The organism is Amycolatopsis endophytica (assembly GCF_013410405.1).
Taxonomy (GTDB): domain Bacteria; phylum Actinomycetota; class Actinomycetes; order Mycobacteriales; family Pseudonocardiaceae; genus Amycolatopsis_E; species Amycolatopsis_E endophytica.
This window is the reverse complement of record NZ_JACCFK010000001.1, coordinates 706,118-723,815: the sequence shown is the minus strand read 5'-3', so window position 1 is coordinate 723,815 and position 17,698 is coordinate 706,118. Positions and strand designations below refer to the sequence as shown.

The window sequence follows — 17,698 nt, the reverse complement described above, 5'->3', positions numbered from 1 at the left end:
ATGAGCATCGCCGCCAGTGTGTCGGGATACCTGTACCGCAAACCCCGGTTGCGGTTGGGCATGCTGCTCAGCGCGCCGCTGCTGTGGCTGGGCCTGGCCTACCTCGGCGCACTGGCGGCGTTGTTCGTCACCGCCTTCTGGCACACGGACACGTTCACCGGCCAGGTCGTGACCGAGTGGTCGCTGGACAACTTCGCCACACTCGTCTCGGACGAGGTCTACCGCACGATCACCCTGCGCACGCTCGGGATCGCGGTCGCGGTGACGGTGGTCGACGCCGTGATCGCGTTCCCGATGGCCTTCTACATGGCCAAGTTCGCCTCGCCGAGAGCGCAGCGGATCCTGGTGATCGCGGTGATGACGCCGCTGTGGGCCAGCTACCTCGTGAAGGCGTACTCGTGGCGGGTCATGTTGTCCGGCAACGGCCTGGTGGGGTGGCTGTTCGGCGCCACCCCCGGCTACGGCCTCGCCGCCACGATCATCACGTTGTCCTACCTGTGGTTGCCGTACATGATCCTGCCGATCTACGCGGGCCTGGACCGGCTGCCGAACTCGCTGGTCGAAGCCTCCGGTGACCTCGGCGCCCGGTCGTGGCGGACGTTCCGGTCGGTGGTGCTGCCGCTGACGTTCCCGGCGATCGTGGCGGGGTCGATCTTCACGTTCTCACTGACGCTGGGCGACTACATCACGGTCAAGATCGTCGGCGGCGCCAACCAGATGCTCGGCAACGTCGTCTACGACAACATCGGCGCGGCGAACAACCTCCCCTTCGCGGCGACGGTCGCGACCGTGCCGGTAGTGATCATGCTCGTGTACCTCTTCGTGGTCCGCCGCACCGGCGCACTCGACAACCTTTAGGCGGCCGCCATGATGCTGTCGAAGAAGACCAAGTACCTGCTGCTGGCCGCGCTGGTGCTCGGGCTCGCCGTGATCTACCTGCCGTTGCTGGTGGTGCTGCTCAATTCGTTCAACAGCGACACCACGTTCGGCTGGCCGCCGTCCGGGTTCACGCTCGAATGGTGGGGCCGCGCGGCGGAGAACCAGGGCGTGCTGGACGCGCTGGTCACCAGCCTGGAAGCCGGTCTCGCGGCCACCGCGATCGCGCTGGCGCTCGGCATGATGGCGGCGTTCGCGCTGCAGCGGTACCGGTTCTTCGGCAAGGACACGGTGTCGCTGCTGATCATCCTGCCGATCGCGCTGCCCGGCATCGTCACGGGCATCGCGCTGAACAACGCGTTCCGCACCATCCTGGGTATCGACCTCGGGCTGTTCACCGCGATCGTCGCGCACGCCACGTTCTGCATCGTGGTGGTGTTCAACAACGTCGTCGCGCGGCTGCGCCGGATGGGCGGCAACCTGGAGGAGGCGTCGATGGACCTCGGCGCCGACGGCATCACCACGTTCCGGCTCGTCACCTTCCCGATGCTGCGCTCGGCCCTGCTGGCGGGCGGGCTGCTGGCGTTCGCGCTGTCGTTCGACGAGATCATCGTGACCACGTTCACCCTCGGTGCCGGGTTGCAGACGCTGCCGATCTGGATCCTGGACAACCTGTTCCGGCCCAACCAGGCGCCGGTGGTCAACGTGGTCGCCGCGGTGCTGATCGTGGTGTCGACGCTGCCGGTGTACCTCGCGCAGCGGCTGTCCGGTGACACGGCCAGTGGCGGCCGCATCTGAGGGGCTCAGGTATTTTCAGCGGGCCACAAGGCGGTCGGAAAGAGGTCCGCAAATGTCCGCTGTCAGCTATTTCGAGGCCATTGTCGTCGGCGCTCTGCAGGGTGTGTCGGAATTGTTTCCGGTGTCCAGCCTCGGGCACAGCATCCTCATTCCGGCCTGGTTGGGCGGTTCCTGGGCGCACGATCTGAGCATGGGCGAGGACTCGCCGTATCTGGCTGTGCTGGTCGCGATGCACGTGGCGACCGCGATCGCGCTGGTGGTGTTCTACCGGCGCGACTGGGTGCGCATCGTGCGCGGGTTGTGGACGTCGGTGCGCGACCGCCGGATCGCCGATGCCGACCAGCGGCTCGCCTGGCTGCTGGTGCTGGCCACGATCCCGGTCGGCATCGCCGGGCTGCTGCTGGAGGGCCTGCTGCGCGATTTCCTCGGCAAGCCGGTGCCGACCGCGATCTTCCTGGCGCTCAACGGTCTCGTGCTGCTGGCGGTGGAACGGTCCGCCCGCGGGGCGCGGAAACCGGTGCCGGTCGCGCCGGTGCCGGAGCCGTCGGAGATCACGCACGACTTCTCGGCCGAGATCACCATGCCGATCCGCGTCATCCGGGCGGAGGAGGCCGCGGACCGGCGCCTGGCGCGGCTCGGTGTCGGCGAGGCGGTGCTGATCGGCGCGGCGCAGATCTTGGCGTTGTTCCCGGGCATCAGCAGGTCCGGTATCACGATGGTCGCCGGATTGCGGCGCGGACTGTCGCACGAGGACGCCGCCCGGTTCGCGTTCCTGCTGGCCACGCCGGTGATCCTGGCCGCGGGTGTGCTGAAGATACCGTCGCTGTTCGCGCCGGAGAACCAGGCGTCGCTGGGGCCTGCGCTGGTGGGCAGCCTGGTCGCCGGTGTGGCTGCTTATCTCGCGTTGCGTTTCCTGACGCGGTATTTCGAAACGCGCACGCTGACGCCGTTCGCGGTTTACTGCGTGGTCGCCGGACTGGGCAGCCTGGCGTATTTCCTGGCCTGATTCCCGGGGTGCGTCGGTGTTCGCCGCACCCCGGGAAGTGATCAGTGGAAGGCGTGCTCGGAGGCGGGGAATTCTCCGCGGCGGACCTCGTCGGCGAAGGCCGTCGCCGCGCCGGACAGTGCCCCGGCGAGGTCGGCGTAGCGCTTGACGAAGCGTGGAGCCTTGCCGCGGCGCAGGCCCGCCATGTCCTGCCACACCAGCACCTGGGCGTCGCAGTCCGGGCCGGCGCCGATGCCGATGGTCGGGATCGTCAGTTCGTGCGTGACCTGTTTGGCGACTTCGGCCGGCACCATTTCCATGACCACGGCGAACGCCCCGGCTTCCTGGAGCGCGAGCGCGTCGGCGACCAGTTCGGCACCGGCCTCGCCGCGGCCCTGCACCCGGTAGCCACCCAGATTGTGTTCACTCTGCGGGGTGAATCCGATGTGGCCCATGACGGGCACACCGGCGCCGGTGAGTGCTTCGACGTGGGGCGCGAACCGGCGGCCGCCTTCGAGTTTGACGGCGTGGGCGCGGCCTTCCTTCATGAACCGGACGGCGGTGGCCAGTGCCTGTTCGGGGGAAAGCTGGTAGGAGCCGAACGGCAGGTCCGCGACGACGAGGGCCCGTTTGGTCGCGCGGGTGACGGCGCGGACGAGCGGCAGCAGCTCGTCCACGGTCACGGGCAGCGAGGTTTCGTAGCCGAAGACGTTGTTCGCGGCCGAGTCGCCGACGAGGAGTACGGGGATGCCCGCCTCGTCGAACAGTTCGGCGGTGTACATGTCGTAGGTGGTGAGCATGGGCCACGGCTCGCCGCGGCGCTTCATCTCCTGGAGGTGGGGGATGCGGACCTTCTTGGCCGGTGCGGCGCTGGTTGCCGGGCCGGTGCCGTACGGGGCCGCGGTTTCGCCGCTGGTGGTGGACATCTTCGTCGACCGTCCTTCCCTCGAGGCCCTTGCCGAGTCCCCGGGTCGTGGATCTGGGAAACCCAGCGTGTCACCGACCGGACGCCGTCCCAAGCGGCTGCGATGAGCTTCACACGGCGGTGATTTTCAGCTGGCGAGGAGCTGCTGTCCCGGTCCGGCTGCTTTGGTTCCGGCCGCGCGCAGCAGTGCCCAGAGGGTCGCCTGGTTGGCGGTGACCACTGGTTTCCCCAGTTCGGCTTCGAGTGGTGCGATGACGTCGTAGGTGGGCAGGCCGGTGCAGCTGACGAAGACCGCGTCGGCGTCGGCGGTGTCGCTCTGGCGGACGAGGTCGGTCACCTCGTCCGGCTGGACGTCGGGTACCTCGTCGACGGCGAGGGTGAAGCCGGTGGTCCTGGTGATGCCGAACCCGGCCCCGGCCAGGAAGGTGTGCAAACGCCGCGCGACTGGCGGCGAGTACGGGTGCACGACGGCCACACGCTTGGCCCCGACTGCTTGCAGGGCGGTGACCACTGCGCCGGACGTGGTCAACGCGCGCGGAGCGCCGACGGACTCCATGGCCTCCCGCAGGGCCCGTTCACGCTCGGCGCCGTGCACGAAGCTGCAGGCGGTGCAGGCATAACCGATCGCCGCGACGCCCGTCGCGCACAGCTCGCGAACGGGTTCGGTGAGGCAGGCGGGAGCAGCCAGCGCGGACACCATGGTCAGGTTGTCATCGGCGGGCGCGTCCGCCGTGCGACGGATCTCCAGGGCGACGCCGTCGGGCACCCAGCGGCGCACTTCGTCGTCCCGGGTGAAGTCGAACGAGGCGACGACACCCACGCGCAGGCTCTCCATGCCGCCCCGGATACCCGCCCTGGCGAGCGGGAACCGCCCGCAACTCGCCCCCGGGCTTCCCGCAGCTCGCACCTCGGCTCGCACCTCGGCTCGCACCTCGGCTCGCACCCCGGTCTCGGCCCTGGAGCCCGGCCTGCCCTGCGCGGCTGGGCAGGGCAGGCTCCGGCTGGGCAGGCGACCCCTGCCCCGCGCCACCCGTGACCCGGCTGAGCTGCGCCCGGCCACACCCGGCCCGGCCACACCCGGCCCGGCCACACCCGGCCCGGCCACACCCGACCCGGCCTCGCTCGGTCTGGCAGGGCGGCCCGCCCCGGCTTCGCTTCACCCGGCCTCGACCGGTTCGGCTTCGCCTCGCTCCGCTCAGCCTCGCCCGGCTCAGCCTCGCCCGGCTCAGCCTCGCCTCGCGCCGCTCCGCCTCCGCCTCACCTCATCTCATCTCACTTCGCGCCGCTCACCTCGCCCTCAGAAAGCCCGCCCCCACTCACCCTTCGTCCACCCACCCCTGCGCCGCCGCCAGCAGTGGGTACGGCGTCGCTCCGTCGAGGTGTTCCCGGAGGATGTCCGCGTGCCCGGCGTGTCGTGCGGTCTCCTGGATGAGGTGCAGCAGTACCCACCGCACCGACCACGCGCCGCCGTCGTCCAGGAAGCCCCGAACGCCGCGGGGTGCTGGTACCCGCGTCCCGAGATCCGCGACCTCCGCGACGGTCTCCTCCGTCTCCCGCGTCACTTCCGCGTAGGCGTCCAGCACCGACTCCAGCGAATCCGGGAGCGCAAGCGCCGGTCTCTCCCGTTGCCGCACACTGTCCATCCAGGACTGTTCCGTCCCGGCCACGTGCTTGACCAGCCCGCCGATGCTCAGCGCGCTGCGCGTGGGCACGAGCCACGCCTCCTCGTCGGTCAGCCCGTGCGCGGCGATGCGCAGCGCATCCCGTTGCTGGGCAAGAAAAGCAAGCAGACCATCGCGTTCATCGCCGACCCGCGGAACGAACATCACAACCAACCCCTTCCCACCGCTGACGAAGAGGATCGTCTCACCCTGGTACGACAGTTTCCGGTCTCAGAACTCGCCTTCGCGCCAGCAGTTGGTGATCGGCAACCGCCGGTCCCGCCCGAAAGCCCTGAACGCGATCTTCGTGCCGATCGGGTACTGGCGGCGTTTGTGCTCCGACCGGTCGACCATCCGGATCACCCGGTCGATCGTTTCCGGTGCGAAACCCGCGGCGACCAGATCCGCGTACCCGCGATCGCCCTCGACGTAGTCGTCGAGGATGTCGTCCAGCAATCCGTACTCCGGCAGGGAATCCGTGTCCAGCTGGCCCGGCCGCAGCTCCGCCGACGGCGGCTTCGTGATCGAGTGTTCCGGGATCGGCGGCACCTCACCACGTTTCTCCGCCTCGGCGTTGCGCCACCGCGCGAGCGTCCAGACCTGCGTCTTGAACACGTCCTTGATCGGCGCGAACCCGCCGACCGCGTCCCCGTACATCGTCGAGTACCCGACGGCCAGTTCGGTCTTGTTCCCCGTCGCCAGCACCAGATGCCCCTCCTGATTGGACAGTGCCATCAGGAGCATTCCGCGCACCCGCGCCTGGATGTTCTCCTCGGCGATCCCGGACAGGCCCAGCCGTTCCACGTAGATCCGCACCATCTCGGCCACCGGTTCGACACGGAAGTGGCACCCCAGCCGTCGCGCCAGTTCGGCCGCGTCGTCCCGTGAATGCGCCGACGAGTACTCCGACGGCATCGACACCCCGTGCACCGAATCCGGCCCCAGCGCGTCGACCGCCAGCGCCGCCGTCACCGCCGAGTCGATCCCGCCGGAGAACCCGAACACCACCGAGCGGAACCCGTTCTTGTGCACGTAATCCCGCAACCCGACAACCAGTGCCGACCACACCTCCGCCTCGTCGGACAGCGGCTCGCTCAGCACCGGCGCCAACGGTTCGTACGCGGGCACCGGATCCGCGGACAACACCCGCCGTCGCACCTCGATGCCCTCGAAAGTCCCAGTCGTGCAACCACCCGACTCCAGCGACAGGTCCGCCACCAGCAGGTGCTCGGTGAACTGCGGAGCCCGTGCGAGCAGTTCCCCGTCCGCGCCGACGACGAACGAATCGCCGTCGAACACGAGGTCGTCCTGCCCGCCGACCTGGTTCGCGTAGACCAGCGCGGCACCGGCCTCCGCGGCCCGCCGCGCGACGAGCGGCAGCCTGATGTCGTCCTTGGACCGCTCGTACGGCGACGCGTTCGGCGACACCACGAGATCCACCCCGGCCGCGCCCAGCGCGGTCACCGGGCCGCCCGCCTGCCACAGGTCCTCGCAGATCGCCATGCCGATCTCGACGCCGTGCAACCGCAGCACGTCCAGCGTCCGTCCGGCCTTGAACCACCGCTGCTCGTCGAACACGCCGTAGTTGGGCAGGTGGTGCTTGAACTGCCGCGCCACGACCTCGCCGCGGTACAGCGCGGCCGCCGCGTCGCGCGGCCCCACGTCGTCCACGTCGAGATAGCCGACGTACACGAGCAGCTCACCGCATCCCGCCTCGGCCAGCGAAGCGGCCAACCCGAGCAACGCGGAGCGCGACGCCTCCCCGAACGTGGACCGCAGCGCGAGGTCTTCGACCGGATACCCGGTCAGCGACATCTCGGGGAACACGACGACATGCGCCCCCGCCTCGGCGGCCTTGCGGGCCCACTCCACGGTCTGGGCGGCGTTGCCCGTGAGGTCGCCGACGGTCGGGTTCACCTGGGCCAGTGCGATCCGGAGCATGACGTCATTGTCGGCCACGGACCGCCGGCGGGCTCAGTTCTTCTTGCGCCGCATCAGGCTGCGCACCTGCCGCAGTGTCTCCTCGAAACCGGCGTCGAACGGCGCGTCGTGCACCAGGTACGTCCACGTCGAACTGGCCCGCCGCACCCCGGAGGCGGCCAGGTCGATGCCGTCCTCGGCGATCTCGGCGTCCGCGAGCGTCTCGGCCGACCGTTCCTTGATCCGTGGCACGATCTTGCGGAACTCCGGGATCGCGATGCGGTGGAACTCGTCCAGCGGGGTTTCGCGCGCCAGTGCCCGCAGGTGGATGCTCTCCCGCACGTCGGTGAGGAACGCGAGGTGGTCCGACCACAGCTGGTCCAGGTGGTACAGCGTGATCTCGCGGCAGGTCTGCTTCGCCCGCTCCTCGCCGGCTTTCTCCACCAGCTCGTCGTAGCGCTTCTCGCCCTCCAGCGCCTCCGCGGCCTCGTCCGTGCGCAGCAGCTTGTCGCGGTACTCCAGCAGCTCGCGCCGCTGGTGTTCGATCAGCCGCGTGTAGCGCCAGGTGTTGCGGTGGATCTCCAGGTCGACGCCTTCGGCGACGCGCTGGGCGTGGTCGATGTGCCGCTTCGCCGCCGGATCGGTGATCTCCCCGGTCTCGCTGTCGGAGCCGATGCCGTCCGGCACGTCGGGCGAGTTGGACACGACCAGTTCGTCGTTGAGGCTCGCGAAGAACACCGCGCTGCCCGGGTCGCCCTGGCGTCCCGACCGGCCACGCAGCTGCCCGTCCAGCCTGCTCGACGGGTACCGGGCGGTGCCGATGACGTGCAGACCACCCAGTTCGGCGACTCGCTCGCGGTCCTGGCCGTCGGCGCCGCCCAGCCGGATGTCGGTGCCGCGCCCGGCCATCTGGGTGGACACGGTGATCGCGCCGTGCTTGCCCGCGTCGGCGATGATCGCCGCCTCTTCGGCGTCGTTGCGCGCGTTCAGCACGACGCACGGCAGGTCGGCCTTCGCCAGCTTCTCGGCCAGCTCCTCGGACTCGGCGACGTCCTGCGTGCCGACCAGGATCGGCCGCCCGGTCTCGTGCACCTCGCGGATCTCGGCGACGATCGCGCGCAGCTTGTGCGACGGGGAGGCGAAGATCCGGTCGTCGAGGTCCTCGCGGACGTTCGGTTTGTTCGGCGGGATGACGGCGACCTCGAGGGAGTAGAACTCGCGCAGCTGCTCGGCGACCGCGACCGCGGTCCCGGTCATACCCGCCACCTGCGGATACCGGGCGATGAGCGCCTGCACGGTGATCGAGTCCAGGATTTCGCCGCGATCGGTGGGCGCGACCTGCTCCTTCGCCTCGACCGCGGCCTGCAACCCGTCCGGCCAGCGCTGCAGCTCGGCGACCCGGCCACGGGAGGCGTTGATCAGCTCGACCTTGCCGTCGCGCACCAGGTAGTCGACGTCGCGCGTGAGCAGGGCGTGCGCGTGCAGCGCGACGTTCACCGCGGCGAGCCGGTCGGAGCCGGACTCGCTGTAGAGGTCGATGCCGCCGAGCGCCTTCTCCACGACCGACGCGCCGGCCGTGGTCAGCCAGGCGTTGCGGCCGTCGGTGTCGGTCTCGTAGTGCAGGCCCAGCCGCAGCCGCCGGACCACGTTGGCGACCTCGGTGTCGGCCGTCGCCTGGTCCACCGAACCGGCCATGACCAGCGGGACCCGTGCCTCGTCGACCAGCACCGAGTCGGCCTCGTCGACGATCGCGACCTCGGGCTCGGGCTGGACGACCTCCGCCGCGCCGGTGACCAGACGGTCGCGCAGCATGTCGAACCCGATCTCGCTGACCGCGCCGTAGGTGACCTCGGCGTCGTAGGCCGCGCGCCGCTCCTCGCGGGTCAGGCTGCCGTCGACCCAGCCGACGGACACGCCGAGCAGGTCGTACACCGGTTTCATCCACTCGCCGTCGCGGCGGGCGAGGTAGTCGTTGACCGAGATGACGTGCACGCGCTTGCCCTGCAGCGCGTATCCGGCGGCGGCCAGCGCACCGGCCAGCGTCTTGCCCTCACCGGTCTGCATCTGCACCACGTGACCGCTCAGCAGGCCCATCGTGCCGAGAAGCTGGACGTCGAACGCGCGCTCGTCCAGGGCGCGCCGCGCGGCCTCCCGGCCCAGCGCGCACAGCTCGACCAGTTGCCGGTCGCCCAGCTCGGCCTCCGGCCGGAGCTTGCCGGCGCGCTCGGTCAGCTCGGCGTCGCTCAGCTTCTCCAGCTCGGGTTCGAGTGCCTCGATGTCGGGCAGCAGGGCCTCGTACCGGGACAGCTCGACGCTGCCCGGCCGCTCGATGAGCCTGCGAAGCCGCTTGCCCATTCGGCTGATCAGTGCTGGCACCCGTGGTCTCCTGTCCTGTTCGCGCGCAACCCACCTGCCAACGAGGTGGCGGTGCACCTCGGTTCCCCCTCAGGATGGCACGATCACGACGTGCGCCTCCTTCAGCGAGCCAGGTCCTCTTCCGTACGAGCCGCCGTCCTCGGCGCCTGCCTGCTGGTGCCGGTCGCCGCCTGCACCTCGCCGGAGCCGGCCGAGGCTCCGGCACCGGCGCCGACGACCGAGACGGCGGGCCCGGCCGGCGCGGTGCCCGCCGGGCTGGAGGAGTTCTACGCACAGCCGTTGACCTGGGGCGAGTGTGCACCTTACGCGACTTCGGACGATGTCAGGTCCGCCTTCGGCAGTAATGATCTCCAGTGCGCACGGCTGACCGTGCCGCTGGACTACACGAAGCCGCGGGGCGACACCATCACCATCGGGGTGCTCCGCCACAAGGCCGCCGCCACGAGCAACCGCGTCGGGTCGCTCGTGATCAACCCCGGCGGTCCCGGCGCCTCCGGCATGTCCGCCGCCGCCGGTCTCGCCTCGCAGGTCGGGGACACCGAACTCGGCGAACGGTTCGACCTCGTCGGCTTCGACCCGCGCGGCATCGGCGCCAGCGAGCCCGAGGTGACCTGCCTGACCGACGCCGAGCGCGACGAGCAGCGCGCCGAAGACCTCGAAGCCGACGGCTCGCCCGCGGGTGTGGCCCGCCAGGACGCCGAATCGAAGGACTTCGGGGCCAAATGCGCCGAGCGGACCCGGTTCGGCACCGACATGCTGGCCAATCTCGGCACCCGTGACGTCGTCAAGGACATGGACGTGCTCCGCTCCGCGCTGGGCGAGGAGAAGCTGACCTACCTCGGCTACTCCTACGGCACCCGCATCGGCTACACCTACGCCGAGGCGTTCCCCGGCAACGTGCGGGCGATGGTGCTCGACGGCGCGCTCGACCCGAACCAGGACGAGGTCGAGTCGCTGGTCGCGCAGGGCCAGGGTTTCGGCACCGCCTTCAACGACTTCGCGAAGTGGTGTGCCGCGCAACGCAACTGCGCACTCGGCACGAACCCGGGCGCCGCCACGCAGGCGTTCCAGAACCTGGTCCGCCCGTTGATCGACAACCCGGTCCGGCTCGGCGACGGCCGCGAGCTGAGTTACGACGACGCCACCCTCGGCGCGATCCAGGCGCTGTACTCGCAGCAGCTGTGGCAACCGCTGAACGCCGGCCTCAACGAGCTCAGGACCGGTCAGGGCGCCACGTTGATGGCGCTGGCGGACCAGTACAACGAGCGCGACAGCAGCGGGCACTACGCCAACACACAGGACGCCTTCACCGCGATCCGCTGCGTCGACGACCCGCCGGTGACCGACCGCGCCGAGGTACTGGAGGCCGAGAACCGGTACGACCAGGTGGCCCCCTTCCTCGACGACGGCAGGCCCAACGGCGCGGCGCTGGACGCGTGCGCGTTCTGGCCGGTACCCAACACCTCCGAGCCGCACGAGCCGAACGTCGAGGGTGTCCCGCCGGTACTGGTGATCTCGACCACGAACGATCCGGCCACGCCGTACCAGGCGGGGGTGAACCTCGCGAAGGCGATGAAGGGTTCGCTGCTGACGTTCGAGGGCACGCAGCACACCGTTTTCCTGCAGGGAATCCCGTGCGTGGACGACATCGGGACCGCCTACCTGGTCGACGGTGACCTCCCCGCGGAGGGCACGCGCTGTACCTCTCAGTGACCGGACTGGCACGATGTGAGAGATGCGTTTCTCCCGCCGCCGGACGTTGCTCGCCGCGGGCCTGCTGGCCGGCGTGCTGACGGCGTGCACCACCCAGGTCACCGCACCGCCGCCTTCTCCGTCACCGGTCGCGGACGGCCACGCGCTCGACCGCTTCTACGACCAGAAGCTCGCGTGGGGTGACTGCGGCGCGTACGCGACGGGGCAGCAGAGCCAGGACGCGTTCCGCACGCCCGGCGTCGAATGCGCCCGGTTGACGGTCCCGCTGGACTACGCGGACCCGCACGGGCAGACGATCACCGTCGGCGTGCTGCGGCACAGGGCGCTCGACCCGGCCAACCGGATCGGCTCGCTGGTGATGAACCCGGGCGGACCGGGCGGTTCCGGCATGGAGGCGGCCGCGCGCCTGGTGCCCACGGTGGTCAACAACGCGATCGGCCTGCGGTTCGATTTCGTCGGATTCGATCCACGCGGTGTCGGCGCGAGCGAACCCCGCATCCAGTGCCTGACCGACGCCGAGCGCGACGCCGACCGCGGTGGCAACCCGGGTACAGCGGATGTCGCGTGGGCGGGCCAGGCCAGGGATTTCGCCGCGAAATGCGCCCAGCGCACCGAACACGGCGCGGCGATGCTCGCGAACATGGGCACCCGGGACGTGGTCAAAGACCTCGACGTCCTGCGGGCTGCGCTCGGCGACGCGAAGCTGAGCTACCTCGGCTACTCCTACGGCACGCAGATCGGTTACAGCTACGCGGAAGCGTTCCCGGAGCGGGTCCGCGCACTGCTGCTCGACGGCGCGATCGACCCTGGCGAGAACGATCCGGATTCTCTGGTCGCGCAGGGCGAGGGCTTCTCCCGCGCGTTCGACCAGTTCGCCACCGAGTGCGCGCGGCACGACGGCTGCGCGCTGGGCGCCGACCCGGCTCGGGCACGCGCGATGTTCGAGGGCCTGGTCCAGCCGCTGGTCACCGCGCCCGCGAAGACCGGGGACGGCCGGGTGCTGTCCTACCGCGACGCGATCACCGGTGTCGTCGAGGCCATGTATTCGAGCCAGTCGTGGGCGTTCCTGAACACCGGCCTCGGGCTGCTGCGCCACGGCGACGGCTCGATCCTGCTGCGGCTCGCCGACGCCTATTACGAGCGCGCGGCCGACGGGAAGTACTCGTCGCTGCAGGCCGCGTACTACGCCGTCCGGTGCGTCGACAACGAGCGCGTCACCGATCCGGCGGCGGTGTCCTCGGCGCGCTCGCGGATGATCGCGGCGGCGCCGTTCCTCGGCTGGGGCCGTCCCGACCAGGGCGAACTGGACGTGTGCGCGTCCTGGCCGGTGCCGAGCACGTCCCGGCCCCACCGGCCCACCGTCACCTCCGCCGCGCCACCACTGGTCATCTCGACGACCAACGACCCGGTCACGCCGTACCAGGCGGGCGTGCGGCTCGCGAACCTGTTCCGCGGCGGGCTGCTCACCGTCGAGGGCACCCAGCACACCGCGTTCCTGCACGGGAACATGTGCGTGGACGTCGCCGGCCTCGACTACCTGGTCGACAACACCCAGCCCGCGCCCGGCACCCGCTGCCGCGCCTGAGGCCGCTCGGCGAGCCCCACGGCGCACCGAAGAACCCGCCACCCGGCGACGAAAGCCGACCCACGACCGCCCCAGACCTCTCCCGCCCCGATCCCAAGCCGACCACCCGGCGCCGTAGGCGCCCCGGCCGCGGGCCGGCAAGCCCTCTCACGCGAGGCAGTGCACCCGCAACAGCTAGCTGTTGCTCCCGACCGGCACGTTCTGGTCGGACAGCGCCAGTTCCAGCTGGATCGCGCCCTCGTTCGGCTGGCGCGGCGGCACCTGGATCCACACCCGCACCAGGTTGCGTGGCTCGGCCTGCGTGACCCAGAACTTGACGTCCACGTCGGCCTGGATGCCGGGGATCACGTCGGAGATGACGTTCTTCGCGAGCTCACCGGTGACCCGGTACGCCTCGACGCCGAGGACGTCCTCCTTGGTCTCGGTCTTGAGCGCCGTGGCGTCCGCCAGGAGCTTCGGCAGGCCGTGCTCGGGGTCGAGCATCGTCATCGGGTTGTAGTCCGCGGGCACCGGGACCTGCGTCTGCGCGCCCTTCTTGTCGGTCAGGAACACCGTGTCGCCGACCAGCACGTAGTCCAGTTCGAACCGGTCGGCCGAGGCTTGCACGTCGGCCTGCCCGATGGCCGTGCCGTGCGGTCCGCCGTCCTTGCTCGCCTGGCCCTTGACCTCGCGGATGTCCAGTCCCGGGATGGTCGAGCTGACGCTGAAATCGAAGCGCACGCTGCGTACGCCGTTGAGGCTGGTCTCGGCGGCGTCCACGAGTGCGCGCCCGTCGGGCAGCGGTTCCTCGGGAGCAGGTGAGCAGGCGGCGGACACTGCGAAGACCAGAGCGAGGACACCGGCGGTGCGTCGGCGGAGCATGCCCCAACGGTAGCGATCAGCGACGGGAGAACGTGCGCCGGTACGCCAGCGGCGCGACGCCGATGGCCGAGTTCAGGTGCTGCCGCAGCGACGCGGCGGACCCGAGCCCGGATTCGGCCGCCACCCGCTCGACCGGCAGATCGGTGGTCTCCAGCAGGTGCCGGGCGTGCAGGATGCGCTGCTGGTTGAGCCAGGCCCGCGGTGACTCCCCGGTCTCGGCGCGGAAGCGGCGGCTGAACGTGCGCACGCTCATCCCCGCGTGCCGCGCGAGCGTCGCCAGGTCGAGCGGCTCGCCCAGCCGCTCGAGCACCCAGGCGCGCGTGGCCGCGGTGCTGCCCTCGCTGTCGGGTAGCGGCTGCTCGATGAACTGCGACTGGCCGCCGTCGCGCCACGGCGGCACCACGCAGTAGCGGGCGACGTGGTTGGCGACCGCGCTGCCGTGGTCGGACCGCACGATGTGCAGGCACAGATCCGTTCCGGCGGCGAGCCCGGCCGAGGTCAGCACGTCGCCGTCGTCCACGAACAACACGTTCTCGTCCAGGTCGACGCCGGGGTAGAGCCGCCGGAAGTCGGCCGCGTGAGCCCAGTGCGTCGTCGCGCGGCGCCCGTCGAGGACACCGGCGGCGCCGAGCACGAACGCGCCGGTGCAGATCGACACGAGCCGCGCCGACGACGGGATCCGGGTCATCGCGGCCGCGAGTTCCGGCGACATCGTGCCGTGGCGGCGCGGACTGACGTCGCGGGTGCCCGGGATGACGACGATGTCCGCGTCATCCAGGACTTCCGGTCCGTGCTCGAAACGCGCCTCGTACCCGTAGCTGACCCGCACCGGCCGGTCGTCGACGCCGCACACGCGCACGTCGTAGACCGGTTCGCCGTCCTGACGGGCGGCGCCGAAGACGAGCGGGGTGATGTTCAGGTCGTATCCGACCACTTCGGAGACCGCGAGGACGACGACACGCTGCATGGCCGGATTCTTGCACATATTGGCTCTCCGGCCACTCGTCGAGGACTTGACGAAAGACGAGGCTGTCCCGGTGACCCGAACGCAGTCCCGCGCCCGTATCCACCCGGCCTGGTTCGTCGCCTTCGCGGCCTTCGTCGCGCTGGTCGGCGCCGCCGGTTTCCGCGCCACGCCGAGCGTGCTGATCGACCCCCTGCACGAGGAGTTCGGCTGGTCGACGACCACGATCTCGGCCGCCGTCTCGATCAACCTCCTGCTCTACGGCCTGACCGCCCCGTTCGCGGCGGCCCTGATGGAGCGGCTCGGCATGCGCAAGGTCGTGACCGGTGCGCTCGTCCTGGTCGCGGCGGGCAGCGGGCTGACGGTGTTCATGACCGCGAGCTGGCAGCTGCTGCTGTGCTGGGGAGTGCTGGTCGGGCTGGGCACCGGGTCGATGGCGCTGGCGTTCGTCGCGACCGTGACCTCGCGGTGGTTCGTCCGGCACCGGGGCCTGGTCAGTGGCATCCTCACCGCCGCGGGCGCGGCCGGGCAGCTGGTGTTCCTGCCCCTGCTCGCGGCGTTGGCGACGAACGACGGGTGGCGCACGGCGTCGCTGGTGGTGGCCTTCGCCGCGCTCGCCGTCGTGCCGATCACGTTGATCTTCCTGCGCGACCATCCGAGCGAACTCGGCCTGACCGCGTACGGCGCGACCGAGGGCGAGGAGGCCCCGACGCCGACTTCCGGTGCGGCCCGGCGTGCACTCGGGGTACTCGCCCAGGCCGCGAAGACCCGCACGTTCTGGCTGCTCGCGGCCGGATTCGCGATCTGCGGCGCGTCCACGAACGGCCTGGTCGGCACCCATTTCGTGCCCGCCGCGCACGAGCACGGCATGCCACCGACCACCGCGGCCTCGCTGCTCGCCCTGGTCGGCGTCTTCGACGTGGCCGGCACGATCGCGTCCGGATGGTTCACCGACCGGGTCAATCCGCGCATCCTGCTCGGCGCGTACTACTTCCTGCGCGGCGGTTCGCTGCTGCTGCTCCCGCACCTGTTCGCGCCGACCACCGAGCCGCCGATGTGGGCGTTCATCATCTTCTACGGCCTGGACTGGGTGGCCACGGTGCCGCCGACGGTGGCGCTGGCACGCGAGCGGTTCGGGATGTCCGGGCCGATCGTGTTCGGGTGGGTCTTCGCCGCCCACCAGGTCGGCGCGTCGATCGCCGCGGTGGGCGCCGGGGCGATCCACGACCACGCCGGAAGTTACGACCTCGCGTGGTACCTCGCCGGCGGATTGTGCGCGCTGGCGGCGGTGATGTCGCTGCTCATTCCCTCGGTGGTGTCATCCGGCGAACCACGAAACATGCCGTTAACACGTTCTGCGTAGGGTGCGGCCATGGATCGCCAGCAGGAGTTCGTGCTGCGCACGCTGGAAGAACGTGACATCCGGTTCGTCCGTCTGTGGTTCACCGACGTCTTGGGATTCCTGAAGTCGGTGGCCGTGGCACCCGCCGAGCTCGAAGGCGCGTTCAGCGACGGGATCGGGTTCGACGGGTCCGCCATCGAAGGCTTCGCGCGCGTGTACGAATCGGACATGGTCGCGAAGCCCGACCCCTCGACGTTCCAGGTGCTGCCCTGGGAGACCCCGGAGGGCGGGCACTACTCCGCGCGGATGTTCTGCGACATCGCGATGCCCGACGGATCGCCGTCGTGGGCCGACCCTCGGCACGTGTTGCGGCGTCAGCTGTCGAAGGCCGGTGAGGCCGGGTTCACCTGCTATGTCCACCCGGAGATCGAGTTCTTCCTCCTGTCCACGATGCCGGTGGACGGGACCGAACCGGAGCCCGCGGACAACGGCGGGTACTTCGACCAGGCGAGCCACGCGACCGCGACGCACTTCCGCCGCCACGCCATCGAAGCGCTCGAGGCGATGGGCATCTCGGTCGAGTTCAGCCACCACGAGGGCGCGCCGGGGCAGCAGGAGATCGACCTGCGCTACGCCGACGCCCTGACCATGGCCGACAACGTCATGACGTTCCGGTACGTGGTGAAGGAGGTCGCGCTGACCCAGGGGGTGCGCGCGAGCTTCATGCCCAAGCCGTTCACCGAGCAGCCCGGTTCGGGGATGCACACGCACGTGTCGCTGTTCGAGGGTGACCGCAACGCGTTCCACAACCCCGAGGACCCGTACGAACTGTCGGAAACGGGTAAGGCGTTCGTGGCGGGCCTGCTCCACTATGCCCGAGAGATCTCCGCGGTGACCAACCAGTGGGTGAACTCGTACAAACGGCTGATCAGCGGGGGAGAGGCCCCGACGACGGTCTCGTGGGGCCGTGCGAACCGGTCCGCTCTGGTCCGGGTGCCGAACTACTCGCCGGGCAAGGCGTCCTCGCGCCGGGTCGAGATCCGCACGCTCGATTCCGCGTGCAATCCGTACCTGGCGTATTCGGTGATCATCGCCGCCGGGTTGAAGGGCATCGAGAAGGGTTACGAGCTGCCACCGGCGGCCGAGGACAACATCTGGTCGATGAACGACGCCGAGCGCAAGGCCGCCGGCTACGAGCAGCTGCCGCAGAACCTCGGGGAGGCGCTCGCGGAGATGGAGAAGTCCGAGTTGCTCCCCGACGCACTGGGCGAGCACGTCTACGACTTCTTCCTCCGGAACAAGCGCGCGGAGTGGGACGCCTACCGGCGGGCAGTCACGCCCTACGAGCTCCGCACGCTCCTCCCGGTGCTCTGAGCAGGGGTTTCGCACTTAACGGACCCCCCTGTTTCAGGGGGGTTCCAGGGCATGTAATCTTCTCTTCGTCGCCAGGGAGACCGGGCCGACGGGGCCGAAAAGCCCCGGCGGACGGGACCAGGGTCGGGCGGGTTGACACCGCGAACCGAACCGGGTAAAGTTCTTGGTCGGCTCGCGGGTGGGTCGCCAACTACTACTACTAAACCAGTAGGGTTGCTGACGCCCTCCGTGAGCACAACAAAGCTTGAAAGAAGCGGCAGCTTCGTGTTGTTTGAGAACTCAACAGTGTATTGATGAGCTAAAAGCCAGTTGATGAGT

The 17,698-nt window shown here is 70.0% G+C and carries 14 protein-coding genes; 7 read left to right on the top strand and 7 right to left on the bottom strand.

Features of this window, described 5'->3' with window-relative positions:
• From HNR02_RS03500 to HNR02_RS03490, 3 genes are read left to right on the top strand one after another with little or no spacing between them, the layout of a single operon-like run.
• Entirely contained in the window at window positions 1-858 is an 858-nt protein-coding gene (locus HNR02_RS03500) for an ABC transporter permease (protein WP_179771776.1), read from the top strand.
• A 9-nt stretch (window positions 859-867) separates the two neighbouring features.
• The gene (locus HNR02_RS03495; protein WP_179771775.1) at window positions 868-1,674 is read left to right on the top strand and encodes an ABC transporter permease; all 807 of its coding nucleotides are present in this window, start codon (window positions 868-870) and stop codon (window positions 1,672-1,674) included.
• Between the two features lie 52 nt (window positions 1,675-1,726).
• The gene (locus HNR02_RS03490; protein WP_179771774.1) at window positions 1,727-2,680 is read left to right on the top strand and encodes an undecaprenyl-diphosphate phosphatase; all 954 of its coding nucleotides are present in this window, start codon (window positions 1,727-1,729) and stop codon (window positions 2,678-2,680) included.
• Between the two features lie 41 nt (window positions 2,681-2,721).
• Here HNR02_RS03490 and panB read toward each other — a convergent pair whose 3' ends face one another.
• The 5 genes from panB to secA2 all read right to left on the bottom strand — a co-directional run bounded on the left by panB (window position 2,722) and on the right by secA2 (window position 9,541).
• On the bottom strand, window positions 2,722-3,585 hold the full coding sequence (gene panB / locus HNR02_RS03485) for a 3-methyl-2-oxobutanoate hydroxymethyltransferase (protein WP_179771773.1): 864 nt from the start codon (window positions 3,583-3,585) through the stop codon (window positions 2,722-2,724).
• Window positions 3,586-3,711: 126 nt separating this feature from the next.
• Window positions 3,712-4,419, bottom strand: coding sequence for a maleate cis-trans isomerase family protein (locus HNR02_RS03480; protein ID WP_179771772.1), 708 nt, complete (start codon window positions 4,417-4,419; stop codon window positions 3,712-3,714).
• 481 nt (window positions 4,420-4,900) lie between these two features.
• On the bottom strand, window positions 4,901-5,410 hold the full coding sequence (locus tag HNR02_RS03475) for a DinB family protein (RefSeq protein ID WP_179775677.1): 510 nt from the start codon (window positions 5,408-5,410) through the stop codon (window positions 4,901-4,903).
• Between the two features lie 66 nt (window positions 5,411-5,476).
• On the bottom strand, window positions 5,477-7,186 hold the full coding sequence (locus tag HNR02_RS03470; RefSeq protein WP_179771771.1) for an NAD+ synthase: 1,710 nt from the start codon (window positions 7,184-7,186) through the stop codon (window positions 5,477-5,479).
• Window positions 7,187-7,219: 33 nt separating this feature from the next.
• Window positions 7,220-9,541: an accessory Sec system translocase SecA2 gene (secA2, locus tag HNR02_RS03465; protein WP_179771770.1), complete on the bottom strand. Its 2,322-nt coding sequence runs from the start codon at window positions 9,539-9,541 to the stop codon at window positions 7,220-7,222.
• 156 nt (window positions 9,542-9,697) lie between these two features.
• On the opposite strand from secA2, the gene HNR02_RS03460 reads away from it, so the two are divergent.
• Complete coding sequence (locus tag HNR02_RS03460; protein WP_179775676.1) at window positions 9,698-11,254, top strand: alpha/beta hydrolase; 1,557 nt, start codon at window positions 9,698-9,700, stop codon at window positions 11,252-11,254.
• A 22-nt stretch (window positions 11,255-11,276) separates the two neighbouring features.
• Complete coding sequence (locus HNR02_RS03455; RefSeq protein ID WP_179771769.1) at window positions 11,277-12,839, top strand: alpha/beta hydrolase; 1,563 nt, start codon at window positions 11,277-11,279, stop codon at window positions 12,837-12,839.
• A gap of 174 nt (window positions 12,840-13,013) precedes the next feature.
• Here HNR02_RS03455 and HNR02_RS03450 read toward each other — a convergent pair whose 3' ends face one another.
• Together HNR02_RS03450 and HNR02_RS03445 are read right to left on the bottom strand one after the other, a co-directional pair.
• Window positions 13,014-13,700: an LppX_LprAFG lipoprotein gene (locus HNR02_RS03450; RefSeq protein ID WP_179771768.1), complete on the bottom strand. Its 687-nt coding sequence runs from the start codon at window positions 13,698-13,700 to the stop codon at window positions 13,014-13,016.
• Window positions 13,701-13,716: 16 nt separating this feature from the next.
• Window positions 13,717-14,667: a GlxA family transcriptional regulator gene (locus HNR02_RS03445; protein ID WP_179771767.1), complete on the bottom strand. Its 951-nt coding sequence runs from the start codon at window positions 14,665-14,667 to the stop codon at window positions 13,717-13,719.
• On the opposite strand from HNR02_RS03445, the gene HNR02_RS03440 reads away from it, so the two are divergent.
• Window positions 14,666-16,027 carry an MFS transporter gene (locus HNR02_RS03440; protein ID WP_246338489.1) on the top strand — a complete coding sequence of 454 codons (1,362 nt, stop codon included), beginning with the start codon at window positions 14,666-14,668 and terminating at the stop codon, window positions 16,025-16,027. The genes HNR02_RS03445 and HNR02_RS03440 overlap by 2 nt on opposite strands.
• A gap of 9 nt (window positions 16,028-16,036) precedes the next feature.
• Window positions 16,037-17,380 carry a type I glutamate--ammonia ligase gene (gene glnA / locus HNR02_RS03435; RefSeq protein ID WP_179771765.1) on the top strand — a complete coding sequence of 448 codons (1,344 nt, stop codon included), beginning with the start codon at window positions 16,037-16,039 and terminating at the stop codon, window positions 17,378-17,380.
• Window positions 17,381-17,698 lie beyond the last annotated feature (318 nt).

Coding starts and splice junctions, on each gene's coding strand:
- HNR02_RS03500 (WP_179771776.1), top strand. CDS start 1: ATGAGCATCGCCGCCAGTGTGTCGGGATACCTGTACCGCAAACCCCGG.
- HNR02_RS03495 (WP_179771775.1), top strand. CDS start 868: ATGATGCTGTCGAAGAAGACCAAGTACCTGCTGCTGGCCGCGCTGGTG.
- HNR02_RS03490 (WP_179771774.1), top strand. CDS start 1,727: ATGTCCGCTGTCAGCTATTTCGAGGCCATTGTCGTCGGCGCTCTGCAG.
- panB (WP_179771773.1), bottom strand. CDS start 3,585: ATGTCCACCACCAGCGGCGAAACCGCGGCCCCGTACGGCACCGGCCCG.
- HNR02_RS03480 (WP_179771772.1), bottom strand. CDS start 4,419: ATGGAGAGCCTGCGCGTGGGTGTCGTCGCCTCGTTCGACTTCACCCGG.
- HNR02_RS03475 (WP_179775677.1), bottom strand. CDS start 5,410: ATGTTCGTTCCGCGGGTCGGCGATGAACGCGATGGTCTGCTTGCTTTT.
- HNR02_RS03470 (WP_179771771.1), bottom strand. CDS start 7,186: ATGCTCCGGATCGCACTGGCCCAGGTGAACCCGACCGTCGGCGACCTC.
- HNR02_RS03455 (WP_179771769.1), top strand. CDS start 11,277: ATGCGTTTCTCCCGCCGCCGGACGTTGCTCGCCGCGGGCCTGCTGGCC.
- HNR02_RS03450 (WP_179771768.1), bottom strand. CDS start 13,700: ATGCTCCGCCGACGCACCGCCGGTGTCCTCGCTCTGGTCTTCGCAGTG.
- HNR02_RS03440 (WP_246338489.1), top strand. CDS start 14,666: ATGGCCGGATTCTTGCACATATTGGCTCTCCGGCCACTCGTCGAGGAC.
- HNR02_RS03445 (WP_179771767.1), bottom strand. CDS start 14,667: ATGCAGCGTGTCGTCGTCCTCGCGGTCTCCGAAGTGGTCGGATACGAC.
- glnA (WP_179771765.1), top strand. CDS start 16,037: ATGGATCGCCAGCAGGAGTTCGTGCTGCGCACGCTGGAAGAACGTGAC.